A 26,710-nucleotide genomic window follows, 5' to 3' on the forward strand; every position below is an offset into this window, starting at 1 on the left:
CTTTATAAGACACCACGCGGGCGGGCGATGTCGTTCACGCCTTCCGCATCGGGCGCCTGGCCGTAGCTCATGCGCCGCATCTGCGTGATGACGCGCTCCATCTCGTCATCGGGCAGGATCGGCGGTTCGCCGAGCGTCAGGGCTTGAACATACATCCGCGACAGCGTCTCGACCTCGATCGCAAGCCAGAGTGCGGACTCGAGCGTTTTGCCAAGCGAGATCTGGCCGTGCTGGCCAAGCAGGCAGGCCAACCGGTCCTTGAGCGCGACGAGCGCATTGTCGGAGAGCGCCTGCGTGCCAAAGGTCGCGTATTTGGCGCAACGGATGGTGGTGCCGCCGGCAACGCCTGTCATGTAGTGAAAGCTCGGGATGGTCTTGTGATGGCAGGCGAGCGTCGTCGCATAGATCGAGTGGCAGTGCAGCACCACGTTGATGTCGACGCGTTCGCGCAGGATGTCGCGGTGAAAGCGCCATTCGGAGGATGGACGACGCCCGACATAGGTGCCATCGAAACCCATCTCCACCAGATCTTCTGGTTGCATCGTCTCATAGGGCATGGAAGACGGGGTGATGAGGAATCCATCGCTCGTGCGAACGGAGAGATTGCCAGCCGTGCCCTGATTGATACCGCTCGTGTTCATCCGCCGGCAGATATCAACCATCTCGCGCCTCAGCGCCAGCTTGTCGGTTGTCGCGGGTTCAGCCATTAAATCGTCCTTTCATGTTCTGGATGTTATCTCGCTGGGGCTGCGCGGGCGAGGCTCCGCCAATCGGCGGCGTATCGGGAAAGTTCGCGCGTGAGCGCGCCGAGCTCGATGGGGTCGCTCAAACCAAGTGGCGCCGGCCTCTCGCGCGCTTCGTGACTGGCGAGCAGTGCAGCCCCGGCGGCTACGCCATAGGTATCGAGATTGAAACGCACCTTGCGCCCCGGTAGCAGGGACGCTACGAGGCTCGCATAAAGCGGATCGCGCAGGAAGCTCCCGTCGAGCACGACGAAACGGTCGTCGGAAAGCGTATCGATACATTCCACCGTTAAGAGCACGCAATAAAGCAGCGCCAGGGCTTTGCGTTCCATTGCTGTTTCGGGCGGCGGCCCGAGGATGCGGCCGCTTCCGGCGCTGCCCGGGAAGAGACCGTCGTCGTCGCCGAAAGAAGGAACCGCGATGGTACGCCGTGCCAACAGCCGCGCAAGCACTTCGAGCGGCACGGGATCGGTGGGCGGATCGCTGCCAGCGATGTGCGAAAATTCACGGCCGCCCATGGTCAGGATGCCGCCAAGGCGATTACCGAACACGTCGCTGTTTAAGGTCATGCCGCGATGTTCGTCGAGACGCTCGATCGGGGTCGAGCCGGAAAAGCCGACGATCCAGGTCCCGGTCGAGATGACCGAAAAACTCCTGAGTCCCGCGGCGTGGTAGCGATAATGGTTGAGGCTGCTGTCGTGGCCTCCCGTGAGCACATGCATTTCTATTGGCAGGCCGTAGCGATGAACGAGTTCGGGTCGGATCGGCCCAAGCCTCTGCCATGCCCTGGCGAAGGGCGGCATCAGCGGCTCCCAGCCGCGAGTGCCGACGATCGGCGCCCAGCGGCGTTCCGCAACATTCCACAGATGCGACTGGGCGCCGAGGAAACTTACCTCCGAAGCAGCAACCCCGGAGAGCCGCCACGCCCAATATTGCGGCAGGCCGAGGTACCAACGCGCTTTGCGAAAGGCGCGCGGCTCCCGCTCCTGCATCCAATAGAGCTGGCGGGCCTGGTGGGTCGCGCCATGCATGGTGGCGCTGCCGCGGTCGAGAAAGGAACCGGATAGCGGCGCATAGCCATCGCGGATCTCCTCGGGCAATGACTGCTCGTAGTCGATCATCGGCAGCACGGCGCCATCGCCGGCATCTGGATCCGAGCCCGTCAGAACGCCACCGGAACCGTGCCCCGACGGCACGACTGTGCAAAAGTCATGACGCCGTGACAGTACCGCCAAGGTCTCGAAGACCCATTCCCCCAGGGTCTTGAGGTCATGGTGACGCCAGGGCGGGTCAGGCAGAACGGGATTGGGAACGCTGATGGTCTCCATGACGGCACTGTCCGCGCCCACGGCACTAAGCTTGATATTGGTCTTGCCGACGTCGAGGACGGCGACCATCGCCGCTCTGCCCTCTCGACCGTTCACCAAAACACCCACGTGTCGTTCCTCGCTTGCCCGCGTCGCGGACACGGTCCGTCAGATCAACCCGTATTGCTTCGCCTTGTTACGCAGGAACGGCAGTCCATTGCCCATCACTTCGTCCTCGTCCTTCGCGACCGGTCGCCAGACGGCGAGGCCATAGGCGACTTCCGGCGGCATATTGATGAAACTCTCCATGGCAAGCCCGCCCTTGAAGCCGATCGCCGCAAGGGTCGAGAAGATCTCGTCCCAGCCGCAGGTGCCGTAGCCCGGCGTGCCGCGGTCACTTTCCGACAGATGGATGTATTTGAGGTGCTCGCGGGCATCGAGAATGCCCCTGCCGACCCCCTTTTCCTCAATATTCATGTGGTAGGTATCGAGGTGCACGAATATGTTTTCGGCGCCGACGCGCTCGATCATTTTGACCGCCTGCCAGCCGGTATTGATCAGATGGTTCTCATAGCGGTTCACCGCCTCGACACCGAGCTCGATGCCGCGCGACTTGGCGTGTTTGGCTGCTGCCTCCAGAACGCGGGCGATATTGTCATACTCCTCCAGCGTCGGGGGAACGCCCGTCCGCTCGCCGATTCCGCCATAGATTACGCCGGAGAGCGCCTCGCCGCCGAGATCGGCCGTCTTGTCGATGGCGACTTTCAGGTGATCGATCGCCGCATCCGGCCGCACTGACGCCCAGGCGCGTTCGGGCAGACCGAGCGAGCAGAGCGCCCGCAGCCGGTTTTTTTCGAGCAGCGCACGGGTGTGCTCCGTGTCGACGGCCGGCGGGTTGAGCATCGGAATCTCGATGAAGTCCACCTTGTATTTGACCGCGGCCGCTACCGCCCGCTCCGCGCCGGGACGGTCCCAATTCATGGTCCACATGCTCGTATGGACGCCAAAACCCTGCATGGTCATGATCCTCTTCTGACAATTGAAATCTTGATCCTGGAAGCGACCCAACGAAGGATCATCACGCCCACAAGCAGGATACCCCAGACGGCAGTCGCGAGATGCTGGTTGGCTCCGATGAGATTGAGGCCGGACGACAGAAGCTGCAGCACCACGAGCGCCACGAAGACCGGCATCACCCGGCCGAATCCGCCGAACGGATTGACGCCGCCGAGGAAGCAAGCAAGCACGGTGATCAGCAGGTAAGATTCGCCATGACCTATGCGCACGGAGTTGAACCGGGCCAGCATGATGATACCGGCGACCGCGCACATGATGCCGGACAGCGTATAGACGAGAACGATGGCCTTGCGCGTGTTGATGCCGGAATAGCGCGTCGCCTCGAGATTTGAGCCGATCATATATGTGTTGAAGCCGAGCTTGGTGCGGCCAAGAAGCAAGTGCCAGGCAAGCACGCAAAGGATGAAGACGATCAGCGGCGCGGGAATGCCGGCGATCGAGCCATGACCGAGCGGCCCTACGAAGGCCGGAAACCCGGAAATATCGCCGCCGCGCGTAAGGAACTCGCCGAGCCCGCGGAGAAAGATCATCATCGAGAGCGAAACGAGGATCGGGTGGGCGCGGGTAAAGGCAATCACCAGCCCCATGACTGCGCCGCTCGCCGCCCCGACCATCAGCGCCAGGATGCAGCCGACGACGAAGATGCCGAAGCTCGCATCGAGCCCGCCATTCGCCTTCAAGACCCAGGCCACCGTAAGTCCGGCGACATTTGCCGTGAAGGTGATCGCAAGGTTGAGCCCGCCGGTGAGGATCGGCAGCAGCATGGCAAGCGTCAGGAGCCCCAGTTCCGGGAGCTGGAAGGCGACCGAGCCGAACGTTGCTGCACTCAAGAACTGTGGCGAGGCGACACCGAAAACGAGGACGACGGCGAGAAAGGCCAGGCCGGGACCGGCCATCTCCGGCCCGAGGACCGCTTTGACGCGATCGGCAACAGTTATCATCGTGCCCCTCCGCTCTGCCCGATAAAGGGCAGCAGCCGCTCTATCCGGGTATTGGAAATCGTGATGGCGATCAGGATAATGGCCCCGACGATCATCTTGAAGGCAAAGGGCGAGACGCCCATCAGATTGAGGCCGTTCTGGGTGATCGAGATCAAGAGCACGCCTAGGACGCAGCCGAGCACCGTGCCCTTTCCACCGCCGAGGCGCGCGCCGCCCAGCACGACCGCAGCAAGCACGTCGAGCTCGCGTCCATAGAGGGCGTTGGGCACCACCTCCTGGGCGTAATGTGCCTGGATCAGCCCACCGATCCCTGCCATCAGGCCGAGCCAGCCGAAGGCGATGAACTGCATCGCGCCGATATTGATGCCGAAGCGGCGCGCGCCTTCCGGATTGTCGCCGAAGGCGTAGAGCTGGCGGCCGGTCGTCGTGCGGGTAATCAGGGTCCAGGTCGCAATGACGCAGAGGATCATCACGAGAACAGGCAATGTGATCTCGATCCAGGTTCCGTCAGACATCTCATGTTCAAAAAGGATGACACGGTCGGTCAGCCAATCGGGCAGGTCGTAGATCGACACGCCTCTGGTGAAGAACATCAACAGCCCGAAATAGATGTTGAACGTGGAGATCGTTGCGACGATTGAAATGATCCGGAAGCGATGGATCAGGAAGGCATTGACGCAGCCGAGGAGGATGCCGAGCGAGCCGGCGATCAGCAACCCCGAGATCCAGCTGCCGCCGCCGATCCAGCCGAGCGCGATCGCCGTTCCGTATTGGACGACGGAGGCGGCGACGGCAAAGGAGATATCAATGCCTCCCGCGACCAGAACGACCAGGAGCCCGACCGCGAAGATGATGTTGACCGCACTGATGTTCAGGAGGTCGAAGGCGTTGCTGAGCGAGAAGAAATTCGCCGTGGCGACGGAAAGCACCGTGCTGATGACGACAATCACCGCCAATAACGAGAATTCGGTCGCGTGAGTGCGGATCAAGCTACGCATAGACGGCCGCCTCGATCTCTTCAAGCCGCGCCTCGCGCGGATCGTAGCTGCCGACGATGCGGCCCTGCGCCATATGCAAGACCCGGTCGGCGTTGAAATAGACCTCCGGCACCTCGTCGGAGATAAGGATGATCGCAAGGCCGCCCTCGGCGAGCTTCGCAACGATGTCAAAGATGCCGGCGCGGGCGCCGACATCGACCCCGACGGTGGGACAGTCGAGAATCAAGATTTTCGGATCGATGGCGAGCCACTTGGCAATCGCGACGCGCTGCTGGTTGCCGCCGGAAAGCGTCGATATCGCGTCGGCCTGCCGCCCAATCCTGATGCCGAGATCGGCGATCCAGCGCGAAACGAGGCTACGCTTGCGATCCTCTGACAGCAGCCCTCCGGAAAGGATCTTGCGAAGCGAGGCAATGACGAGATTGTCGGCGATCGACTGTGGCTGGATGAGCCCCAGGGACAGCCTGTCCTCCGAGAGATAGGCGACGCCGGCCTTGATCGCATCGCGGTTGGACGAGAAGCGGACCTCCCTGCCCTCAATCCTGATGACGCCCCGTGCGGGCCTCAGCATGCCGAAGAGCGAGAGCGCCAGTTCGGTCCGTCCGGCGCCGAGCAGACCTGTAATGCCGAGTGTTTCGCCACGCCGGAGGGTCAAGGAAATGTCCTCGAACTGCCCCGGTCGCGTCAGCCCCTGAACCTCAAGCACGACTGGCTGGTCTTTCTTCGACCGGGCGCGGACGTTCTGGTCGAAGGTCTTGCCGGTCATCAATTCGGTAATACGCGACTGGGTCATGCCCTCGGCCGGGTAGACGCCGACCAGCGCGCCGTCGCGCAGCACCGTAATGCGATCCGAGATTTCAAGAACCTCCGCGAGGCGATGGCTCACGAAGACGACCGCGACACCAGAAGTTGAGAGATTGCGCACGATGTCGAGCAGATGGTCGGTTTCCGATTGCGTAAGCGATGCGGTCGGCTCGTCCATGAAAACGAGCTTCGCTTCACCGATGAGCGCGCGGGCGATCGCCACGATCTGCCGTTGTGCGATCGCATACTCCTTAAGCGGCAGGTCGACATCGAGTGTGACGCCAAGCCGCCGAAGGGCGTCATTGGCAATCTGTCGCATGCGGCCGTAATCCACGAGACGCGGACCACGACCGAGTACCGTATGAAAGGCGATGTTCTCCGCCACACTCATTTCCGGAAAAAGCGCCAGGTCCTGCCAGATGACCTGGATGCCGCGATCCTGCGCGGTGACCGGCGACATGTGCGCGTAGGTCTCGCCGTCATATTCGATGACCGCGCCGTCTGCCGGCCGATAGACCCCGGTGATCACCTTGATAAGCGTGCTCTTACCGCATCCGTTCTCGCCGGCAAGACAGTGCACCTCGCCAGGGCGCACCTCGAAGCTTACGTTCTTCAGTGCCTTGACGCCGCCGAACGTCATATTGATGTTGCGAAGGGACAGAAGCGGCATTTCGCCAGCCGTCGCGCTCGTTACTTGATGCATGGACCCTGCGCCCGTCGAACTTCGTTTCTGAAGACTTGCCAGGCCGGCCGGAGCCGGCCCAGCAGCCGGGAGAACCCGTCAATCGCGTGGGATGCGCCCCGCATATCGTCGGAACGTTTGTTATCTAGAGACCCATGGCGGCGAGATCGGCGACGGTGTCCTTGTTGATCGGTACAAGCTGGTCAACGATGATGTTGCGATTTTCGAAGTCTGGATGAACAACGCCGAGACCTTCGATCTCGTCACCGTCCTTGACTTCCTCGCCCTTGATCAGCTTGTCGGCGAGTGTCACGAACACCTCACCGGCCTGCTTGGGGTTCCACATGAAGCCGCCGGAGATCGCATCGGACTTCACGAGCTTCTGGCCCTGTCCCGGCGAGAAGGGCCCGAGAACGAAGATCTGGCCCACCTTGCGGCGCTCCTCGATGGCACGACCGGCGCCGATCGGGCCCTGGCTGCCGAAAGCCAGGAAGCCCTTGAGATTCGGATGAGCGGAGATGAGGTCGAGCGCCGTCGAGCGGCTCTTGTCGACGTCTTCGGCAACACCGTAGCGCTCGCCGACGAGCGTCATCTCGGGATAGTTTTTCTTGATGTAGGCGATCGCCGCATCCGCCCAGGCATTGTGCAGCGGCACCGTTAGAGAGCCGACGAATACGGCATACTCGCCCTTGCCGCCCATCTTCTCGGCGAGCAGCTTTCCATGCGCCTCACCGAAACCGGTAGACGAAGCGAGTTCGAAGTCCCAGTCGGCCCCCTTCTGGCTGGGCGATTCATGCGTGATGACGATGATGCCCTTTTCCTTGGCCTTAGTCAGGACCGGCTCCAGCACCTTGGCATCGTTGGGCACGACGCCGATGACCTTCACGCCCTGGGCGATCAGATCCTCAATGGCGCGAACCTGCAGTGCTGGATCGGCGCTGGTCGGCCCGACCATGAAGGCGTCGACGCCAAGCTTCTCACCGCGCTCCTTGATACCCGCTTCCATGGCGTTGAACCACGGGATGCCGCCGATCTTGACGACGACACCCACCTTGGCTGCGTCCTGTGCCGCGACGGAAAAGGCACCGGCAAGCGAAAGCGACGCCGCCAGAGCGGCGGCAAGAATTTTCCTGATCATCTCTCTCCTCCACATGTTCCCGCAAAGGGAACGCTCCCGGGCGCTTGGCGCCGGCCTCCAGTTAATTCCCTCGGGCGGAAGGAAGTTCCCGCCGCCGTTCGCCGCCTCCTCAGACGACCCAAAGACTTGCACAATCGATATTTCTTATTTGCACAATCGATGGTGCAAAGACTATCCTGCAGACTTAATCTTTCGTCAAGCGGAAATCGGCTCTAAGAGATTCGAGGAGGCTCGGATGGCGAATAGCAGCAGGAAAAAGGCGACGATCTACGATCTCTCCGTGCTCTCGGGCAGTTCGCCTTCAACGGTCAGCGCAGTCCTGAACGGGACTTGGCGCAAACGACGCATCAAGGAGAGCACCGCCGAGTTCATCCGCAATCTTGCCGAGACGCATCAATACACGGCGAACCGCCAAGCCCGGGGATTGCGAAGCTCCCGCTCCGGCCTCGTCGGCTTGCTGTTGCCCGTACATGACAACCGGTATTTCTCCTCGCTTGCCCAAACCTTCGAGGCGCGTGTGCGCAGCAAAGGCCAATGCCCAATTGTTGTCAGCGCCAGCCGCGATCCCGAGGAGGAGCGCAAGACGGCCGAGACACTGATCTCCTATTCCATCGACGAGCTGTTCATCTGCGGCGCGACCGATCCCGACGGCGTCCACGAGGTCTGTGAAGCGGCAGGCCTGAAACACATCAACATCGATCTGCCCGGTACGAAGGTGTCGTCAGTCATCAGCGACAACTATGAAGGTGGGAGGTTGCTGACCGAGGCGATCATCCGCCACTTTCCGGCCGACCGGCCTCTCCAGCCTGATGATCTCTACCTGTTCGGCGGCCGCAATGATCATGCCAGCCGCGAGCGTATCCGCGGCTTTCGCGCCGTGAAGACGGAATTGCTCCGGAGCGATCCGGATGAATGCATTCAGCCGACCGGCTACGCTGCGGATAATGCGCAAAAAGCCTTCGAAGCTTTTTATATGAGGCACGGCAAGCTGCCGCGCGGCCTTTTCGTCAACTCCTCAATCAACTTCGAGGGGTTACTGCGATTTATGGCGGGGCATCCGCATGAAAATTTCGCCGACCTCGTCGTCGGCTGCTACGACTACGATCCTTTTGCGTCATTCCTCCCCTTCCCCGTCATCATGATCCGGCAAAACATCGAGGAGATGATCGCCAAAGCCTTCGAGGTGATCGAGGAACTGCGGCCGCCGCCGAAAGTTCACCTGGTCCAGCCGGAGCTGGTGCCACCAAGGACGGCGCTCACTGGCCCCCTCGACGCGCTCAAAGACATCGACTTGTCAGGCGGCCAGGACTCGGACTCCGCCGCAAGCCGATCCGCATAGGGCAAGACCCAGCCATAGGTCGGGTTCGACGGAGGGTCGCAAACGACAATAGCCGTTCGAACACGCGCTATGCGGCATCGTGGGTGTAGTGCGCCGTCTGCCCCCGGCTCTAGCTCAACACGATCCCGCCATCGACATTCAGCGTCTGGCCCCGTGATAAAGGCTGCGTCGTCCGAGGCGAAGAAGGCGACGGCGCCGACTACGTCTTCCGGATCACCGATGCGGCGCATGGCGATCTTGTCCCGCCAGGTCTTGCGGACCTTGGGATCATCGAGGTTCATACGGCCTTATGTCGGTGAGGCATCCTACACCGTTCGGCAGAGCGAACCGAGAGAGTCGAGCTCCTCCATGCTTTGATTTGCGATCGTTTAACTAATTTCCGTCATGAAACCGAAGGTTGAGGTCATAGCGCCTTCAATTGGGCGCAAAGCTGCCATCGAGGTAACGACAGCCAAATACTGGAACGTCATGTTCACGATGATCGTCTCGCGACTGCAGTCATTGAGAGGGAACCGCTTCCACTTTGCCACTTCGGACCGGCGGGCCGGAGCGGATCAGACGCTTAGCCGCAGCCTTTCAATCGGCGTATGCGTCGCAAGTGTCTGCACGAGCATTCTTGCGTTGATGATCATTCAGCGGTCGTATCAGGATTTTGCCGTTGCACGCCAGAACCTCTATGACCTTGAGGAATACCGACTTGTTCTCGATGCTGCCAACCATCTTTCGGCGGAGCGAGGCCCTTCCAATATCGTCATGTCCGAAGATCCGGCACCTACGGGCCAAGGGGCCCGGCGGCTTGCAAAAGCAAGAGCGCGTACCGATGCTGCCCTTGCCCGACTGGCGGCTCCGAGTGACGGCCCGTGGGGACTACATAATCATTCCATCCCACCCACAATGCTCACCAACGTCCGCGAACAGCTCGACGTCGCCCGCAGGAAGGTCGATCGCATCGCACCCATACCTCGCGATAGGGTGAGCGCGTTGGAAATGCAGGATGCCATTGAAAACATGTTCCAAGTCGTTGATCGCTACCAGAGCGTGATCGCTTGGCGCGCTAACGAACTCGTCAAACATGACAGCGGATTGTCGACACCCGTGCTGATCGGACGCATGCTGGGCGAGCTTAGAGAATATGGTGGAAGGCTCGCTTCGCATCTTATCGCCCCGGTCGCTGTCGGTGAGAAACTGCCGCTCAAAAACGTGATTAGTACGCGCCAGTCCCAGGGTCGCATTCTCGAACTCTGGACGCTCACCGAGGGCGAGCCAGCATTTGATACTGACGGGCGGCTCTCCGAACTGCGCCGGCAAACTGAACAGCAGTTCCTTGGGAAAGGCGGAAGCCTCATCGAGCAACTTATCGCGGAGAGCCGGCGGGGTGAGACGTACTCGCTCACCGCGACTGAGCTTACCGACCGCTATGTACCCACTATGAAGCCGCTCGAAGCCTATCGCAGTGCGTTTCTTGACGCCGCGATCGCAAACTACAATGGGGCCCGCAATTGGTCCCTCATTCTGCTACTCACCGCCGCACTGGTCGCAGCCGTCATTCTCGCCATCCTGGCAGGGCTCATCTTTGTCGCGAGAATCCACGTCTTCGGCCCTCTTATGCACGTCCACGACGAGGTCATCCGGCTCGCCGACGATGGTCCCCAGCGACCAGCGTCGGACCACGCCGCCAGACAAGAAATGCTGCGCATCTTCAATGCCATCGACCTGGTGCGCGGACGGCTGCAGGAACGTGCATTCCTGATGAACCAGCTAAAGGCGCAGGCAGAAACAGATGGGCTGACAGCGCTCACCAACCGTCGCGCGCTCGACCGCATAGCCCAGAACGAGACCGAGGGCGGATTCGCCGACAAGAATGTCTCACTGATCCTGATCGACATCGATCATTTCAAGGCTGTCAACGACACGCATGGCCATCTGGCCGGCGACCGGGCGCTGATCCAGACGGCAGAACTGCTTCGCTCCATTCTGCGCGAAAGCGACGTCGTGGCCCGGTTCGGCGGCGAGGAATTCGCCGTTCTCGTTCCCACCACTCTTCGTGGCGCCATATCGGTTGCGCGGAAAATTCGGATCGCGCTGCAGAATCATAGCTTCACGACACCCGATGGACTGCCGCTCAAGTTAACGGCAAGCTTGGGAGTGGCCCACGGCAGGCGCGGTGTCGATGAATGGCAGGAGCTTGTGGCGGCAGCCGACGAGGCACTTTATCGGGCGAAGGCCGATGGCCGCAACCGAGTACGCTTCGCTCGACCAGCAATGGAGGCACTCGTTGTCTTGCGGCCAAATACAATGGCCGGTTAAACTTGGCTACTGCGGCTAAAGCCGCTGCCTAGCCGGCACGAGATCAGATGATTGTCGCAGACCACCCCGCCGACCTCCCACATTCGATGAGCCGACCTCGCCGGCGATTGCAGCGTTTCCATGCAGCGTCGTGCGTACAGTGCGGTCGCACTTTGCGTTAGCGGTTTTGCTGCAGGATCGTTTCCGCAGAAATATAGCCCCAGGTCATGTTTGGACCTATGGTTGTGCCTGCGCCCACGGCTCGAGTTCCGAAAGGATTGGACATTGCAAGTCCCGCCGTGCCAGCCTTGTGTACCCAGTCGCGCTCGTATGAGGCATTCCAGCGGAAGGGCAAGGACGCCTTCAGGAACCGATGATCGCCGACGAGATGGCAGGGCAAATGAATTGGGGCGCCGTCCGGTCCACGGCATCAATCGCCTCGCCGATGTTAAAATCGTTTTCGCTCACGAAGCGCTTGCCTAATCGATTAACGACGATCGAGTGCGGCTCGGCCTGGAAAGTCATCGGCAGTCCATGGGCTTGCCCTGATAGCGCGTAGGCAGGCAGGGATAGATGTTGGCTTGATCCATACGATCGAGCTCTGCGCCCACGGCAGCCGCCAGTTTCTGGCCGTCACCTTCTTGCTGCGCGGGCTTCCGATCCGGTCGACCGGTCCGGGGAAGTGTCGCTCACGCATCTGCAAATCCCAATCAAAGCCGCCGGTTTCAAACGTAAGACGCGCGCCTCCTCGGGCGCGATCGTGTCCATGACATCGGGCAGGTCATCGTGCCAACTGGGCTGATGGAGAGGAGGATTTGGAAACATGGACTAGAAGCCGACGATCACGGCGCCGATATGCTCCAAACTCCCACGATGAACGGACGGCAAGAGAATAGGAACGCGGTGAACACAAGCCGGCATTGGAACTTTCATCAGCAGAACGTCGCATCGGCTTTATTTGCAGAGGCGTACCGGAATTGAGGAATCCGACCTTCCCTTTCGCCAGCGGATGCCAGTAGCGTCGCGGCGTGGTTTCTCTGGGAACTACATCTTTCCCCGCATCTATGAGCCAACGGGATGCGCAACTTGCCCCGCCGTCGAGCGGGGTCTTTCTTGAATCGTAGCCCAACCAAACAACGTCGCATTATCCGCCCGCTCCCCGATCACCTTGAACGAAGAATGCCTGAACCTACCATCGTCGGTCCAGGCGCGATGCTCGACCTCTGCGACGATGCTGCGACGCTCCCCCCAATGCCCTGGGTGAAACCCTCCTGATGTCTCGCTGAATCCATTCGCCGAAAAAGGACGAGCCACCGGTTCGACCGTCGAAAATCCCTGATCGAACTGCGTTCGCATCCTCTCAGAAGTCATTCCTCAGCTTCCGATAGTCCCGAGCGTGGCCGACATTCGTCCGCGCGACGTGCTCGGAAAATGCCGTGACGTCGACTGTCACCTGCGGAATGCCGGCGAGATCGGAATCGGAGTGCACAGTTGTGGTGGAAGGAACGTGGAATCCAGCCGGGAGATGGCAGCCTTCGACCACAGAGTTGTGCCGGACCGCCGCTCCATTCCCGACAGTGCAATTGAACAGGACTGAATTGAAGCCGACGAACACCTCGTCGCCGATCGTACAGGGGCCATGAATAATTGACCGATGCGCGATCGACGAGTGCGATCCGATCGTCACCGCCTCTCCTGACTTCGAATGGATCACGACGCCGTCCTGGATATTCGTACCCCTTCCGATGCGAATAGGCTCCAGGTTGCCGGCTTCGTCCGTTTCTTCCGCTCGGATCACGGCGTAGGGGCCGACAAACACGTCATCCTCAATAATCACTAGCCCGCAGATGATTGCGGTTGGATCGACAAAGGCGCTCTCGGCCACACGTGGCCAATCGCCCCGCGGATTACGGCGAATCATGCAGTTCACTCCCATTTCCTGGTCGGAGCCCCGGACCACACTATGCTGATCACTCGGACCCTTGACTTGGAATTGCCATAAACGCTACAAGAATGCAATGTTATAACGTTTCATTGCTCGCAGGAACGCTCCATGTCGCAAACGAATCCGATCGATAACCGCCTTCCCGTTACCGTTCTTTCCGGCTTCCTTGGCGCCGGCAAGACGACCCTTCTCAATCACGTCCTCAACAATCGCGAAGGCCGGCGCGTCGCGGTCATCGTCAACGACATGAGTGAAGTGAATATCGACGCCGATCTCGTTCGCCAGGGCGGCGCAAATCTCTCCAGAACCGACGAGAAGCTGGTCGAAATGACCAATGGCTGCATCTGCTGCACACTTCGCGACGATCTGCTCCAGGAAGTCCGCCGCCTCAGTGAGAGTGGGCGCTTCGACTACCTTCTCATCGAAGGCACTGGCATCGCCGAACCGCTGCCCGTCGCCAGCACCTTCTCTTTCCGGGACGAGGAGGGCCGCAGCCTGTCCGACATCACCCGACTCGACACAATGGTGACCGTCGTCGACGCGGCAAGCCTTTTGAAGGACTACGGCTCAAACGACTTTCTGCGCGATCGTGGCGAAACCGCCGGCGACGGCGACGAACGGACGATCGTCGATCTCCTGGTCGAACAGATTGAGTTCGCCGACGTCATCGTGATCAACAAGGTCTCCGAGGTTTCCCCCGAACAGCGTGCCCTGATCCGCAAGGTGGTGACGGCCCTCAACGCCGATGCCCGGATCGTCGAAACCGATTTCGGTCGCGCCCCACTGGGCGACATCCTCGACACCGGGCTGTTCAGCGAAGAGAAGGCTGACCGTCATCCGCTCTGGTTCAAGGAACTTTATGGCTTCAAGGACCATGTCCCCGAAACCGAGGAGTACGGCATCCAGAGCTTCGTCTATCGCGCGCGCCGTCCATTCCATCCCATGACCTTCAACACCTTCATCAACCAGACTTGGCCAGGCCTGATCCGCGCAAAAGGGCATTTCTGGCTTGCGACTCGACCTGACTGGGTCGGCGAATTTTCGCTCGCCGGCGCCATCGCCCGCTCGATTCCCCTGGGGCGCTGGTGGGCCGCGGTTCCGAAACATCGCTGGCCCGATCATCCGGAGTGGCAGCGCGTTCTCAAGCGCAACTGGCATGACATATGGGGCGATCGCCGCCAGGAGCTGGTCTTCATCGGCACCGGCATGGATGAGGCCAAGATCCGCGCCGCGCTCAATGCTTGCCTTGTTGGCGAGTCCGACAACGAGCGCTTCGAACCGAAGGCTTGGCGGAACCGCCCTGATCCGTTCCCGGCATGGGAGCCTGCCAATGCGACCTGAACCCAGCATCGTGCCGCCATCGCCGCCGCCTCGCTGCCGGACCGCGAAGCGCCTAGCCCGTGACATCCCTTCTCGACAGTCCCGGCAGCATATTGCAGCTGACGCTCAACAGGGATGTCTCTTCGGCGCTCGACAGAGTGCCTGTCGACCAACTCTTCACGGCTACGCCATTTCAACGAGATGGATCTTGAGCCCACATGGCTGCGCGACTGGCTCTTCAACGACGTGTTCTTTCTCGCGCGCTTGGCAATGGGAAAATAGAGGCGGTGTCCTGCGCCAAAGCGCGATGGGATGGAGATGAACCAGATCTCTTATGCCGGAAGAGCGACGGCCGAGTATTTTGCAGGACTACTCAATGATTTCTCCAAGGCACGCGGTGTTTACGACCTGGAGGATATTCTTGGGCGCGTTCTTTTGGCTTATAACTTACAGCAGGTGACCTGCGTAAGTTCGTGGGGTGAGACCAACATAGCAATATCTTCCCCCCACATCGCCGTTTCGTCGAGCCTATTGCAGAGCCAATCTGCGATGACGGGCACGGACCAGCCGACGTTGGCCCTCGGCGGGCAGGAATTCAGGCGAGCTCGCCTCAATCTCTTCACCGACATCTCGGGTAGCCGAAGGATTGGGCGAATGGGCTTGCGATTTCGCCTTTGTGAATTGGACGGCACGATCTCCACCTTCTTGGCAACCACTGATTTCTCAGAAAGAGAGTGGGATCTACTGAAGGCAATCTATCTTCGAGACCTTTACGTGATCGCCAGCATCACGCATCGCAAGCTGGCCTCGTTCGTTGGGAACAACCGGAAGCAGCTTTTCTCTCCACGAGAACGGGAATGCTTGCAGGCGGTTGCGGCTGGTCGACGGCCCAAGCAAATTGCGGGTGATCTTGAGATATCGGAGCATGCGGTTCGCTTGTACTTGAAACGTGCACGTAGAAAGCTCAGCTCAAGAAATATTACCGAGGCCGTAAGTAGATCTCTCCAGAATGGGCATATAGAGAATCTATATCGCCGTTAGAAAACCCCTCGCGGTTTGCCCGACGCGGTTTTGGATCACTTCCGATGGCCATCCTCCAAGCAAATCGAGTGGCTTGCTCAACTGCGTAAAGCCGATTGATCCCAAGTTTGGGATATTGAGAGCACGGCCCAATTCCCTACTCTTCGAGATGCCGTCAGCATCCTTCGGACATGCAAGTTACCGATCCGATGGCTTGGCGGCGAGACGATGCACTTGCATCACAACCAACATCGAAGGAATGAGCAATGAGCAAGAAGTCAAGTCCCGGCGATGGAACGTTCGCCAATGGCGTCAAAGGCATGTCCCCGGGCGGAGCGGACAAGGTGTCCGTTGCAGCGACTGTTGGCAACTTGATCGCCGGCGTAGCCCGGGTCTGGCACTGGAAGTAATCAGTGCGAACAATCGCACCCCGCTATCGTGGCGCGTGCGGGCGTCTCTACAGAGATCCCCTCCTCGCCGCTAGCGGGGTGCCCACGATCAGTCTCGACGGTACCGCCTGTCTATTAGCAAATCCCTCGCTTCTCGGGGAAGTCACCCCCGAACATTTGTGGAAGGATACATGGCTAGAATGGCCAAATCCGACCGCTACGGAGACGCCCGGATCACTGTCGCGAGCGTTTCAACTGGCTCTCAGCGATCTTTGCTTTGGTCATTCGACGATCGCCGTTCAAACATCAGGTGGCCTCGATAGCCTTGCCGTCCTCTACCACACTTGCAGGCTGTTTCCTGATCGCCGTGTCATTTCCGTTTGCGGCGACGTGCTCGATGACAACGGGACCTCGACGCTCGCTGTTGTTCAGCAACTGATAAAGAGCCTTCGTTTGACCTGCGAGCTTGTTGCCGTACATCGCAAAGATTGGACTCGCTGGCCAGCCTGGTCTCCCCATGGGCCATTTCGCACAGCCTCGCCGGAAGCTCATATGGCGATGGTTGCCTGCGCAAAACGCTTGGGAGCAACCACACTCTTATCGGGCGACGGTTCGGACGAATTGGTCGCTGCCCACCGCTTCATGACTAAGGAAATCGGCCAACAGTTGGGGCTCCGCGCGGCTCTACAATATCTGCGGGACGCCCGACATACCGGACCAGGCGTTGCTGGAGAGATTCTTGCACTTGCGGCAAATTTTGCGCCCCCGCGTTCGCGGATTAAAATGTACTGGGCAGTCAACTGGCCGGACTGGTGCGAACCAAGGGCTGCTGCAATTTTGACGCCACGTTATCGAAGTGTAGCGACGGATTGGGCGTCGGATTGGTCGAAAGCGACACTCAAGGATCATGTGCTGAATAGACGGAGTTGGGCAGAGGCCGAGGCGTATGATGCCTGGTGGCCTCAACCATATTTGCCGCCAGCAGACGATCTGGAGGAAGGATCACCATTCCTGCACGAGGCATTTGTCGCTACCGCTTTAGGTCAGCCGCTTGCAAGAAAGTACTCACCAGCTCCATTAACGGAATACCATCGATTTAAGGTGTCTGTAATCGAGTTGTTCGATGAAGACGATCGCCGCTATCTTCCCAGAGAAAAGCAGTATTTCAAATCTCTGGCCGCCGAGATTGATGATGTACCCGGCGACGCACCCTTTGCCGTCGATTTGGGACTGTTTGATCAGAATGCGCTCAAACGAGAGACAGACACGGCAACCAGAAAACTGGCACGCTCAGTCGAACGCTGGCTGAGAGACGCGTCCGAACAAGGCGTATTGTTCACCTAACGCTTGAAATCATAGGAGAACAGACGATCGATCTCCTTGAAACCAACGCTGTCGTAAAGGCGGTTTGCTGCTGTCCTGTTCCTCTCGCTGCCGGGGACTCTATCGTCGTCGTCAACATACAGGATTATCTCGCCTGCTCCATGCGAACGAAGTTGCTTTATCGCTGTTCCGAGTAGCTTCCTTCCAACACCTTGTCCTCTGTATTCTTTCTCGACCTCTATGAGCCAGATTACGCCGATTCCTTGAAACAGCGAACCGGCGCTTACAAAACCGATCTCCTTGTCCCCTTCTTGGGCGCTGATACGCCAACCATGGACTGATTCATCGACCTTGATGACTGCACCCTCCAGTGTGGAGAGTTCTCTCGAGGGAGTCGTGAAATGCATGTATCGCCAAAGGTCCGTCGCTGAGAACCCTTTGCCGACCAAAGTGGCGTGTGTCGATGGTCGCGCGGCGACGGGTAGAGCCTCCAAACCAGAGGTGAGCGCGGTGGCGAATTGAAAAGCTTGGATCGTCGGTGCCGTCGTGCTCGAAAGGAACTTGTCGACCAAGGCCGAGATGGCGTCATCGTTCTCGCGGGCGTGAAGCCAGAGCAGGTGGGCTATTTCTCCATTCTGATGCTCTGCATATGACATGACGCCGGGCACCTTGGATCCGCGCTCAAGAACCTCAATGACCGGAGACTTCAGTTCCATCCACCAGCCCGAGTCCACCTCGGACCGCCCACTTTGCGCCAACCGCAACATGCTAAGATCGCAGTATGGTTGGCCGATGAGCCTATCGGCATTGATCAGTTCCAGCACTGCCGCAGCATGCAGGTCTTCATTGTAGCTAACTATCTGATTCAAGCTCTTACCCATGAATACCACCTCTTCCAGAGAGCGAGACAACCTGAATCTCGCTTTGAGCAGTCCGTTGGCTAACGAACGAATGTTTTCCTTTGCGTCTTGCTGTTCGCTTGCGGGTCTGTGGTCTTGCGGTCGAGTTCGATGACCGTATCCGTATCTGCGATGACCGTTCTGCGATGTGTGATCGCGAGGACCGTCACGGCAGTACTAAGCATGCGGATGTGATCCATGATGTCGCGCTCCGTCGCCTCATCGAGCGCCGAACTCGCCTCGTCGAGAAAGAGGATCGCCGGATTGCCGTAGAGCGCACGGGCAATGGCGACACGCTGCCGCTCACCACCCGACAGCTTCAAACCCCGCTCGCCGACCTTTGTCTCTAGACCGTCGGGCAAGGCTTCGATGAAGGATAGGATCGCAGCCTTTTCGATGGCACTGCGCAATCGCGTCTCGTCCCGTGGGCGGCCGAGCAGAATGTTGTCCGCCAGACTTTCATTGAGCAACACGACGTCCTGTGGCACGACGGCGACCGCGCTGTACCAGTCGGCGCGTTCGATGCAGGCGAGATTGACGCCGTCTACGCGGATTTGGCCTGAGTTAGGTTCGATCGACCTCCATGCGAGCTTGAAGAGAGTCGATTTGCCCGAGCCGGTTTCGCCGACGATGAAGGTAATGCCGCCGCGCTGTGCCGTGAAGTTGACGCTGTTGACACCTCGGGCATTGTCGTAGGCGTAGGCAACATCCTCGAAGTCCATGCGTCCTTCGCTGGGGACGAAAGTCGGTGCATGCGCGCCCTGTCGCTCTTCCGGAGCGTCCCACATGGCGGCCAGCGGTGCCAGCGATGCGCGCGATCTGGTGACATCGTCGATGGCATGAGCGATCATCTCAAAGGGCATATTGAGCTGGAGCAACAAGGTGTTGAACAGCACTATACCGCCAATTGTCAGTTCACCGGTCGCGTAGCGCGGTAGCAGTAGCAGGAACGTGACGGCAAACTGGATCGTCAGACCCAGGCCGAGAATAGCGACATAGCCTACGCGTCTCAGCGCATAGGCACGCCAGTTGTCGCGCACCTCTTTTGCTTTCGTGTTAAAGCGTCCGCTCAGCCAGCCATGGCTACTAAAATATCTCAGCGTCTCCATGGCGTTCATAGCATTGCCGACGAAACGAGCATTCTCCTGACCAGCTGCGACGGCGGCGTTGAGGAGCGCGCGAGTGCGTCGGTTGGCAAGGATGGTGAGTGCGATCGAGCCTGCTCCATACGCAATGACGATTGCGACCACCTCAATTTTGATCAATGCGCCGAGGGTGATAAGCGAGAGCAGGATCTGGGTGACGCCCGGAATGAAGACGATGAGGGCCAGTTGCACCAATATCGTCAACGCATCGCGCCCCTTCTCGCCCGCTGCCTGGATTTCGGCCGGGTTATTCTCGATGAAGAAGACGGCGGTCTTCTTCAGCAGGCGTTCGAAAAAGCGCCTGCTGGTGATAAAGCCCAGATTCTCAGCGCTCATGAAGGAGAGATACTGCACCATGCGCTGGAGCGCCGACGACACGCCGAGTAGCACAGCGTAAGTAACAAATCCCCAGATCAACGCGCTGACGGCCCCAACATGCGGCAGGCTGTCGACAAGACGTGAGAAGAGGTACGGGGCAGCCACACTCGAGGCACTTGAAAGAAAGACCACCGCTGCAACCACCATGAGGGTCCAACGATCGGACGTCCAATACGCGCGAAGTATCTCGGAAATCGGGGCGTTGAAAGTGACCGTTTGCCTCGATTGGTTCATGATCGTGAAACAGAGCCTCCCCGTTCGTCACGCTATCATCAGGACCTCGCCGATCCGGCGTCGGTGGTCAGGACAGGGATCGGACCATCGGCGTTGGATCTCGGCGAGAGAAGCGCGCCTGCTTCGACCGCTTCGACGGACAGCCGCCGCGCAAGTTGAATCGTTTGGCCAGGATTAGACACGCTCTTCGTCATCCGAAGGCCCCCCCCGCGAACCCGAGATCGAGGTGAGAGAGTTGATGGAAGAACGAATGCATCGTGAATATTTGTGTCCGGAAATAGGCCCAAATCCTACGATCACGAAATGATTTGACATCGCGCGTCCTTTGAAACTCAGAGATAATTACTCACATAACGCTGGAAATTTCTTCCTCGCTCTTGCGTTGACTACTCCTTCTCATATGCACGACAATTCAATCAAGTTAGATCCAATCTGGAATCTAGATGGATTTTAGCTTTGGGGATTTTCGTCCCGCACGTCAGGTCTCGACGGGGACGGCGGCGGAGCGCGCCGCCGCATCCAGCGCTATCTGCCAGAAATCCGCCTCCAAGCGCGAGGCCTTGCCGAAGAGAGCGGCGCGATCGTCGAAGCGCTGCTCGGTCATGGCCCGGGCGGCAAGGTCATCGAGATGGCGGCGGGCGGCGGCGACGCTCTGATTGCCTCGCAGACATATTCCAGCGGTTTCTCAGCCCTTTGCCAGGCTCCCCTTGGTGGGACGAGAAAGGGAGGTGATGTGGTCATTTCCCGATGGTTCCCGATGATGGTTTAGCTGAAATTTCAATGTTGAGGATGAAGATATGGTGAGGCATTCATTGTGTGGGACGGGTTAGCCAGCATCCCAAAAGTTGGCTCGCCGCGAAGCTGGTGCGGATATATTCATTCGCAACCCTTCAGAGGCGGGTGGGGTTTGGTGCGTCCCCATAGACGGCCACTGGATCGAATACCTTCTCCGTCTCCTCGAAGGCGAGGGGGATCGGGGTCTCCCCGAGAGGTTCAACGGGGATGGAGCGATAGAAGCAGGATCGGTAGCCGACATGGCAACTCGCGTCACCCGCGACTTCGACCCTGAGCCAGATCGCGTCCTGGTCATCGTCCACGCGGATCTGCACGACTCTCTGAGACAGCCCGCTCGTAGCGCCCTTGTGCCATAGGCATTGCCGGCTACGGCTCCAATAATGGGCTTCGCCCGTCTCTATCGTGCGCATTCATCACGCCCATCATCAGGACCTCGCCCGATGTGGCGTCTGTCGTCACCACAGGGATCAAACCGTCCGCGTCGAACCTGGGCGCAAGAAATGCACCTTCTTCGACGGCTTCGACCGAGAGCCGCGGCCCGAATTGAACAGGACGGCGGGTGTTGAGTGGGCTGGTCATCCGAACGTCTCCCGCGATCCTGAGACCAGGGAGAGGAAGTCTCGCTTGAGCTCCGCATCCGTTTCGAACGCGCCGGTCAACCGGCGCGTCACCATGGTGACACCGGGCTTGCGAATGCCACGTGTCGTCATGCACATATGCGCCGCTTCGATCACCACCGCGACGCCCTTCGGCTTCAACACCTCGTTGATCGTGTCGGCGATCTGCGCCGTCAGCGTTTCCTGAATCTGAAGGCGCTTGGAATAAACCTCGATCAGCCGGGCGAGCTTGCTGATTCCGACGACGCGATTCGAAGGCACATAGGCGACATGCGCCTTGCCAATGATCGGGACGATGTGGTGCTCACAGTGCGATTCCAGGCGAACGTCGCGCAGCACAACCATGTCGCCATAGTTCTGGGTCTCCTCGAAGGTGCGGCCGAGCAGCTCGACCGGGTCGGCGCGATAGCCCTCGAAAAACTCCTCATAGGCCCGCACCACGCGGTCCGGTGTGCCGACCAGACCTTCACGGTCCGGATCGTCACCCGCCCATTCAATCAGCGTTCGCACCGCTAACTCAGCAGCCTCGCGCGTCGGGCGCTTTCGAGGGGCAACAGGCGGCGCCAAGCCCGCAACGGGCTCACTCAGCATAACGTCACTCATGATTTCTCCAGCACAGATTGCGCATCATCATGCAATGTTATAACGTATCATTCAAGAGACTTTGTCGTCTCGACAAGAGCTTGTTGGAGACATCCATGGCAGAGCGCATGACGGCGCATCACCGCAGCCCCGCTTCCCACAGCATCATTGCTGCGGCGTTCGAAGCCGCCGCCAAGACATGCCGAGAACGCGGGCTCCAGTTCACAACGATACGCCGCCAGGTCATTGAGACGCTGATCAGCTCCGAACGACCACTCAGCGCCTATGAGCTGATAGATGCTCTACTGGAACCCTCGCCCGGCGTCTCACGCCGCCGACGGTTTACCGCTCGCTCGAGTATCTCCAAGAGCAGCACTTCGTCTCTCGCATTGAGAGCCGGAACGCTTTCGTGCCGTGCGCTCATCCCGATCATCCGCACGCCTGCGTGTTCTTCATCTGCGACAATTGCGGCGCCTCCCCCGAGCTCGAGGATCGCGCGGTCGCCCGCGACGCCGCCTTTATCGGATTTCAAGTCGCTCGCCGCGTCGTCGAGCTGCAGGGCACCTGCGCGACCTGTCTCTCGACCGGCGATCCTGCCCCTTCCCATCACCCGTAGGAAACCGCCCGACGGCGCAGCCGGTGATTAGCTGCACCCGCATGCGGGCTCCAGACAAACCCAAAAAGGAGATTCCTCAAAAATGCAGCCCGCTTCGCCTCAGACTCCCGTCACGGTGCTCACCGGCTTTCTCGGCTCGGGAAAGACGACCCTTCTCAACCGCATCCTCACTGAGAGCCACGGCAAAAAATACGCCGTCATCGTCAACGAGTTCGGTGAGGTCGGCATCGACAACGATCTTATCGTCGACGCTGACGAAGAGATCTTCGAAATGAACAATGGCTGCATCTGCTGTACCGTGCGCGGCGATCTGATCCGCATCATCGACGGACTCATGCGCCGCCGTGATCGCTTTGACGCCATCCTTGTCGAGACGACCGGCCTCGCCGATCCCGCGCCAGTCGCGCAGACCTTTTTCGTCGATGACGACGTCCGTTTGAAGACCAAGCTCGATTCCATTGTCACGGTCGTGGATGCCAAGCACCTGCTCGGCGAAATCGATTCCGCTCACGAAGCCCAGGAGCAGCTCGCCTTCGCCGACACGATCCTGATCAACAAGACCGATCTGGTCTCCGCAGACGAGTTGAAGCGGGTCGAAGAACGTGTCCGCCGGATCAATCCGACGGCGACCATGCATCAAACCCAGCGCTGTGATATCGACCTAGACCAAGTGCTCGGCCGCGGCGCATTCGACCTCGATCGCGTACTGGAGATCGAGCCGGACTTCCTCGACGAGTTCCACGAGCATGAGCATGACGACCATGTCTCAAGCTTCGCGCTCGTCGCCAAGGAGCCGCTGGATCCCGAGAGATTCATGCGCTGGCTCAGCGTGATCGTACAGCATTTCGGCATGGATATCCTGCGTATGAAGGGCATCATTTCATTCAAGGACGATGATGACCGGTTCGTGGTGCAGGCCGTCCATATGCTCCTCGACGGCGCCCATCAACGCCCGTGGAAGCCGGACGAGGAACGGGTCACGCGCCTCGTGTTCATAGGCCGAAACCTCCCGAAAGACGTCATCGAAACGGGCTTCAACGCATGCCGGGCGTAATCACTGCGAGAACCCATTCAGGAACCCCGCCGCACCGGCTGGGGGGCTTCCGCCGCTTTCGGCATTTCCTTGGCGAGACGAACTGTTGCGACCTCGATTGCCGCCTCTCGTAAGGCCCACGCAGCATTTTCGACAAGGAAACATCATGTCACTCGTCCTCACCAACAGCTTCGGAGGCCAAAAAGAGTCCTTCGTTCCGCGGGATCCAAGACACATCCGCATCTATGTCTGCGGGCCGACCGTCTACAACTATGCCCATATCGGCAATGCTCGGCCCGCGGTGATCTTCGACGTTCTCGTTCGGTTGCTGCGCGACCGCTTCCCGGCGGTCACCTATGCCCGCAATTTCACCGACGTCGACGACAAGATCAACGATGCCGCCCGCGCCGCAGGCGAGGCCATCGGCTCAATCACCGAGCGCTATATCGAAGCCTACCACGCCGACATGGCCGCGCTCGGTGTCCTCCCGCCATCGGTCGAACCCCGTGTCACCGAGCACATCCCGGAGATCATCGACCTGATCAGTCGCTTGATCGGCAAAGGCCATGCCTACGAGGTGGAAAACCACGTTCTCTATAACGTCCCGTCCTTCCCGCCCTACGGCGCGCTGTCCCGCCGCACGCTGGATGAAATGATCGCTGGCGCTCGCATCGAGGTCGCGCCCTTCAAGAAGCACCCGGCCGACTACGTCCTGTGGAAACCCTCCGCGCCCGACCTGCCGGGATGGGACAGTCCCTGGGGGCGTGGCAGGCCCGGCTGGCATATCGAATGCTCGGCGATGATCGAGCGTCATCTCGGCCCGCGGATCGACATCCATGGCGGCGGCCAGGACCTGATCTTCCCGCACCACGAAAACGAAATCGCGCAGGGGACCAGGGCGACGTATTGGCTGCACAACGGCTTCGTCTCCGTCGACGGGCGGAAAATGTCGAAGTCGCTCGGCAATGTGCTTCTCGTGCGGGATCTCCTCAGCCAGGCGCCTGGCGAGGCGATCCGCTATGCCCTTCTCACCGCGCACTACCGCCAGCCACTCGACTGGAGCGCTCGTGCTCTCCAGCAGGCCAGGCGCAGCCTCGACCGTCTGTACGCGACTCTCCGGGATCTCGGTGATGTCGCAGATGACGGCGCTGATGCGCGACCATATCTCGAGACCTTCCGCGCCAAGCTCGATGACGATCTCAACACGCCCGCGGCCATCGCCGAACTCTTCCGTCTCGCGCGCATGGCGCAAGTCGAGCGGTCGCCGCGCATCCGCGCATCCTTGCGCGCGACCATGCTCACCGCTGGCGCTTTGCTCGGCCTGATCCAGCAACCGCCCGCCAAATGGTTCGAGCGCAACGACGGCCACACCGTCGATGAGGCCGACATCGAGCGACTGATCGCCGAACGCAACGCCGCTCGCGCAAAACGCGATTTCGTCGCCGCAGATAAGCTCCGTGACCGGCTCCATGGGCTCGGCGTCGTCGTCGAGGATCGATCCGACCGCACAATCTGGCGAAGGGCGCCGGCGTGACGACGACCAACAACCGCCGCGCCGCGCCTTCACGCACCCTTGCTTCTCGAGGTTTTATTATGATCCGTGTCACGCTTGTCGATGGTGCCAGCCGGAAATTTGACTCGCTCGTGTCCGGTAGCCGGCGACCATCGCGCCAACTCTGCGCAGCAAGCTGTCGCGATGCTGGTTGACAGCGCGCTTCTCGATCTCAGCGATGTCATCGAAACCGATGCGTCGATCGAGATCGTCACGCGCAGCGATCCCCGTGCGCTCGATCTCACCGTCACGACTGACGCGCATGTCCTCGCCCAGGCCGTGCAAGAACTCTATCCCTATACACAGGTTACGATCGGCCCCGTGATCGAGAACGGCTTCTTCTACGATTTCGCCCGTGAAGAGCCGTTCACGCCGGCCGACCTGCCTCTCAGGTGTCCGCAGCACGCGACGTGGCAAAACGCTCGCGATATTCGCGCGGCGTGAGGGAAAAGCGCCGCACGAACACCTTGCGCATCTGTTCGTCAGACGGAAACCCGGCGCGATGCGCAATTGATTTCATAGGCAGCGCCGTGTCGAGCAGAAGTGAAATCGCCCGTTCGCAACGCGCCGTCAGGAGAAAGTCCGTGGGAGTCATCCCCGTCTCTTTTGAAAACACTCTTGCGAAGTTGCGCACACTCATGCCGAAGCGGTTTGCGAGATCAGCGGTGTTAAGCGGCCTGTCGAGATTGGCGAACATCCATGCCTGGATATCGCGTATTTCAGGCTGGGCGGTCATTTGGCTCGTCAGCAAAGCGCTGAACTGCGATTGGACGCCGGCCTTTTGAGATAGATCACCAGATCCCGCGCCACCTCCAGCGCGAGGTCGCGGCCGAAGTCCTGTTCGACAAAGGCAAGCGCGAGATCGATCGCCGCTGTCACGCCAGCTGAGGTCCATAGGTTCCCATCCTGCAGGAAGATCGCATCGGAATTGACAAGGACCTTCGGGAACCGACGCTGGAGCCGTTCGCCGACACTCCAGTGCGTTGTTGCGCGCCGCCCGTCCTGCACCCCGGCCGCAGCCAGAAAGAAGCTTCCTGAACAAAGCGCTGCGAAGCGCTCGGCTTCTGACGCGCGAGTCCGACACCACTCTACCAGCCGCGTTTGCTCGCTCAGTGCAGCCTCGATGTCGACCGCGCCGGCGATCATCACCGTCGAGAGCGGATCACATTCCTCAAGCGCGATCGAAGCATCCAGCGTCAGAAAGGTATTGGAGGGAACTGGCCGGCAAAGGGCGCTACAAGATCGATCTGATAGCGCCGCGAATCTCCGCGTGCCGCCAGATGTCGGTTGGCATAGGTCAGAACATTGATCGGTCCCACTGCCTCCATCGATTTGAAGCCGGGATAGATGATGACGTGGACCTGGATGGAGGAATTCTCCCTCTCAACCGTCAAAGGATGGATCCCACGCCGTGCGACGCCACATGTTTGTTGTCCGTCATCTGGATTCGTCTTCCCTCCTGAAACTCGCCCCTTACCGATTCACCGCAGCAGGTGGGACGGGCTCGTCGATGCCTGACCGCTTCGACGCCCATATTGTCCGAAAAC

The 26,710-nt window shown here is 59.8% G+C and carries 25 protein-coding genes and 3 pseudogenes; 10 read left to right on the forward strand and 18 right to left on the reverse strand.

Going from position 1 to position 26,710, the window contains the following annotated elements:
* Positions 1–2 precede the first annotated feature (2 nt).
* The 7 genes and pseudogenes from ILFOPFJJ_RS27465 to ILFOPFJJ_RS27495 form a co-directional block, all read right to left on the reverse strand.
* On the reverse strand, positions 3–707 hold the full coding sequence (locus ILFOPFJJ_RS27465) for a class II aldolase/adducin family protein (protein ID WP_173513730.1): 705 nt from the start codon (positions 705–707) through the stop codon (positions 3–5).
* Positions 700–2,140: pseudogene (locus tag ILFOPFJJ_RS27470) on the reverse strand (FGGY family carbohydrate kinase). Before ILFOPFJJ_RS27470 ends, ILFOPFJJ_RS27465 begins: the two are co-directional and overlap by 8 nt.
* 78 nt (positions 2,141–2,218) lie before the next feature.
* A complete protein-coding gene (locus ILFOPFJJ_RS27475) occupies positions 2,219–3,067 on the reverse strand; it encodes a sugar phosphate isomerase/epimerase family protein (RefSeq protein ID WP_173513811.1) in 849 nt (282 codons plus the stop codon).
* Between the two features lie 2 nt (positions 3,068–3,069).
* Positions 3,070–4,068 carry an ABC transporter permease gene (locus ILFOPFJJ_RS27480; protein WP_173513731.1) on the reverse strand — a complete coding sequence of 333 codons (999 nt, stop codon included), beginning with the start codon at positions 4,066–4,068 and terminating at the stop codon, positions 3,070–3,072.
* Complete coding sequence (locus ILFOPFJJ_RS27485; RefSeq protein ID WP_173513732.1) at positions 4,065–5,066, reverse strand: ABC transporter permease; 1,002 nt, start codon at positions 5,064–5,066, stop codon at positions 4,065–4,067. The genes ILFOPFJJ_RS27480 and ILFOPFJJ_RS27485 overlap by 4 nt, the downstream gene beginning before the upstream one ends.
* Positions 5,059–6,573 carry a sugar ABC transporter ATP-binding protein gene (locus tag ILFOPFJJ_RS27490; protein WP_173513733.1) on the reverse strand — a complete coding sequence of 505 codons (1,515 nt, stop codon included), beginning with the start codon at positions 6,571–6,573 and terminating at the stop codon, positions 5,059–5,061. The genes ILFOPFJJ_RS27485 and ILFOPFJJ_RS27490 overlap by 8 nt, the downstream gene beginning before the upstream one ends.
* 124 nt (positions 6,574–6,697) lie before the next feature.
* Positions 6,698–7,690: an autoinducer 2 ABC transporter substrate-binding protein gene (locus tag ILFOPFJJ_RS27495; protein WP_173513734.1), complete on the reverse strand. Its 993-nt coding sequence runs from the start codon at positions 7,688–7,690 to the stop codon at positions 6,698–6,700.
* A gap of 235 nt (positions 7,691–7,925) precedes the next feature.
* On the opposite strand from ILFOPFJJ_RS27495, the gene ILFOPFJJ_RS27500 reads away from it, so the two are divergent.
* The gene (locus tag ILFOPFJJ_RS27500; protein ID WP_173513735.1) at positions 7,926–9,029 is read left to right on the forward strand and encodes a LacI family DNA-binding transcriptional regulator; all 1,104 of its coding nucleotides are present in this window, start codon (positions 7,926–7,928) and stop codon (positions 9,027–9,029) included.
* A 206-nt stretch (positions 9,030–9,235) separates the two neighbouring features.
* Here ILFOPFJJ_RS27500 and ILFOPFJJ_RS36535 read toward each other — a convergent pair.
* Positions 9,236–9,310: pseudogene (locus tag ILFOPFJJ_RS36535) on the reverse strand (hypothetical protein); the annotation flags it as partial.
* 103 nt (positions 9,311–9,413) lie between these two features.
* Between ILFOPFJJ_RS36535 and ILFOPFJJ_RS27510 the strand changes: the two are divergent.
* Positions 9,414–11,336 (forward strand): GGDEF domain-containing protein, encoded by a 1,923-nt coding sequence (locus ILFOPFJJ_RS27510; protein ID WP_173513736.1) that lies wholly within the window; start codon positions 9,414–9,416, stop codon positions 11,334–11,336.
* A gap of 342 nt (positions 11,337–11,678) precedes the next feature.
* Here the strand turns inward: ILFOPFJJ_RS27510 and ILFOPFJJ_RS27515 are convergent, their stop codons facing one another.
* Positions 11,679–11,840 carry an MBT domain-containing protein gene (locus tag ILFOPFJJ_RS27515; protein ID WP_173513737.1) on the reverse strand — a complete coding sequence of 54 codons (162 nt, stop codon included), beginning with the start codon at positions 11,838–11,840 and terminating at the stop codon, positions 11,679–11,681.
* Between the two features lie 835 nt (positions 11,841–12,675).
* Positions 12,676–13,236, reverse strand: a complete 561-nt coding sequence (locus tag ILFOPFJJ_RS27520) for an LbetaH domain-containing protein (protein WP_173513738.1) — start codon at positions 13,234–13,236, stop codon at positions 12,676–12,678.
* Positions 13,237–13,368: 132 nt separating this feature from the next.
* Here ILFOPFJJ_RS27520 and zigA point away from each other — a divergent pair, with 132 nt between their 5' ends.
* From zigA to ILFOPFJJ_RS27540, 4 genes are all read left to right on the forward strand, one after another.
* Positions 13,369–14,601 carry a zinc metallochaperone GTPase ZigA gene (zigA, locus tag ILFOPFJJ_RS27525; RefSeq protein ID WP_173513739.1) on the forward strand — a complete coding sequence of 411 codons (1,233 nt, stop codon included), beginning with the start codon at positions 13,369–13,371 and terminating at the stop codon, positions 14,599–14,601.
* Positions 14,602–14,898: 297 nt separating this feature from the next.
* Positions 14,899–15,621 (forward strand): helix-turn-helix transcriptional regulator, encoded by a 723-nt coding sequence (locus ILFOPFJJ_RS27530; RefSeq protein ID WP_173513740.1) that lies wholly within the window; start codon positions 14,899–14,901, stop codon positions 15,619–15,621.
* A gap of 245 nt (positions 15,622–15,866) precedes the next feature.
* Positions 15,867–16,010 carry a lariocidin/triculamin family lasso peptide core domain gene (locus tag ILFOPFJJ_RS27535; RefSeq protein WP_173513741.1) on the forward strand — a complete coding sequence of 48 codons (144 nt, stop codon included), beginning with the start codon at positions 15,867–15,869 and terminating at the stop codon, positions 16,008–16,010.
* 78 nt (positions 16,011–16,088) lie between these two features.
* Positions 16,089–17,333: an asparagine synthase-related protein gene (locus tag ILFOPFJJ_RS27540; RefSeq protein ID WP_173513742.1), complete on the forward strand. Its 1,245-nt coding sequence runs from the start codon at positions 16,089–16,091 to the stop codon at positions 17,331–17,333.
* Here the strand turns inward: ILFOPFJJ_RS27540 and ILFOPFJJ_RS27545 are convergent.
* From ILFOPFJJ_RS27545 to folE, 5 genes and pseudogenes are all read right to left on the reverse strand, one after another.
* Positions 17,330–18,193, reverse strand: a complete 864-nt coding sequence (locus ILFOPFJJ_RS27545) for a GNAT family N-acetyltransferase (protein WP_173513743.1) — start codon at positions 18,191–18,193, stop codon at positions 17,330–17,332. The two genes, ILFOPFJJ_RS27540 and ILFOPFJJ_RS27545, sit on opposite strands and share 4 nt — an antisense overlap.
* Before the next feature lie 59 nt (positions 18,194–18,252).
* Positions 18,253–19,881 carry an ABC transporter ATP-binding protein gene (locus ILFOPFJJ_RS27550; protein WP_210267598.1) on the reverse strand — a complete coding sequence of 543 codons (1,629 nt, stop codon included), beginning with the start codon at positions 19,879–19,881 and terminating at the stop codon, positions 18,253–18,255.
* Positions 19,882–20,446: 565 nt separating this feature from the next.
* A complete protein-coding gene (locus tag ILFOPFJJ_RS36045) occupies positions 20,447–20,572 on the reverse strand; it encodes a hypothetical protein (RefSeq protein ID WP_282438702.1) in 126 nt (41 codons plus the stop codon).
* 286 nt (positions 20,573–20,858) lie between these two features.
* Positions 20,859–21,342, reverse strand: a pseudogene (gene hisI / locus ILFOPFJJ_RS27555) (phosphoribosyl-AMP cyclohydrolase).
* Positions 21,339–21,983, reverse strand: a complete 645-nt coding sequence (gene folE / locus ILFOPFJJ_RS27560) for a GTP cyclohydrolase I FolE (protein ID WP_173513745.1) — start codon at positions 21,981–21,983, stop codon at positions 21,339–21,341. Before folE ends, hisI begins: the two are co-directional and overlap by 4 nt.
* A gap of 388 nt (positions 21,984–22,371) precedes the next feature.
* On the opposite strand from folE, the gene ILFOPFJJ_RS34710 reads away from it, so the two are divergent.
* The 4 genes from ILFOPFJJ_RS34710 (at position 22,372) to ILFOPFJJ_RS27580 (ending at position 25,607) form a co-directional block, all read left to right on the forward strand.
* On the forward strand, positions 22,372–22,578 hold the full coding sequence (locus tag ILFOPFJJ_RS34710) for a helix-turn-helix domain-containing protein (RefSeq protein ID WP_246299816.1): 207 nt from the start codon (positions 22,372–22,374) through the stop codon (positions 22,576–22,578).
* An 82-nt stretch (positions 22,579–22,660) separates the two neighbouring features.
* Positions 22,661–23,632, forward strand: a complete 972-nt coding sequence (locus ILFOPFJJ_RS27570; protein ID WP_173513746.1) for a CobW family GTP-binding protein — start codon at positions 22,661–22,663, stop codon at positions 23,630–23,632.
* A 145-nt stretch (positions 23,633–23,777) separates the two neighbouring features.
* Positions 23,778–25,145: a cysteine--tRNA ligase gene (gene cysS / locus ILFOPFJJ_RS27575; RefSeq protein WP_173513747.1), complete on the forward strand. Its 1,368-nt coding sequence runs from the start codon at positions 23,778–23,780 to the stop codon at positions 25,143–25,145.
* Between the two features lie 162 nt (positions 25,146–25,307).
* A complete protein-coding gene (locus ILFOPFJJ_RS27580; RefSeq protein WP_173513748.1) occupies positions 25,308–25,607 on the forward strand; it encodes a hypothetical protein in 300 nt (99 codons plus the stop codon).
* Here ILFOPFJJ_RS27580 and ILFOPFJJ_RS34715 read toward each other — a convergent pair.
* The 3 genes from ILFOPFJJ_RS34715 to ILFOPFJJ_RS34725 are packed head-to-tail and all read right to left on the reverse strand — an operon-like array spanning position 25,552 to position 26,557.
* Positions 25,552–25,860 (reverse strand): helix-turn-helix domain-containing protein, encoded by a 309-nt coding sequence (locus ILFOPFJJ_RS34715; RefSeq protein ID WP_210267599.1) that lies wholly within the window; start codon positions 25,858–25,860, stop codon positions 25,552–25,554. The two genes, ILFOPFJJ_RS27580 and ILFOPFJJ_RS34715, sit on opposite strands and share 56 nt — an antisense overlap.
* Before the next feature lie 47 nt (positions 25,861–25,907).
* Positions 25,908–26,363: an AraC family transcriptional regulator gene (locus tag ILFOPFJJ_RS34720; protein WP_210267613.1), complete on the reverse strand. Its 456-nt coding sequence runs from the start codon at positions 26,361–26,363 to the stop codon at positions 25,908–25,910.
* Positions 26,360–26,557, reverse strand: coding sequence for a hypothetical protein (locus tag ILFOPFJJ_RS34725; RefSeq protein ID WP_210267600.1), 198 nt, complete (start codon positions 26,555–26,557; stop codon positions 26,360–26,362). Before ILFOPFJJ_RS34725 ends, ILFOPFJJ_RS34720 begins: the two co-directional genes overlap by 4 nt.
* Positions 26,558–26,710: the final 153 nt, after the last annotated feature.

This window comes from Sinorhizobium psoraleae (genome assembly GCF_013283645.1).
Classification (GTDB): domain Bacteria; phylum Pseudomonadota; class Alphaproteobacteria; order Rhizobiales; family Rhizobiaceae; genus Sinorhizobium; species Sinorhizobium psoraleae.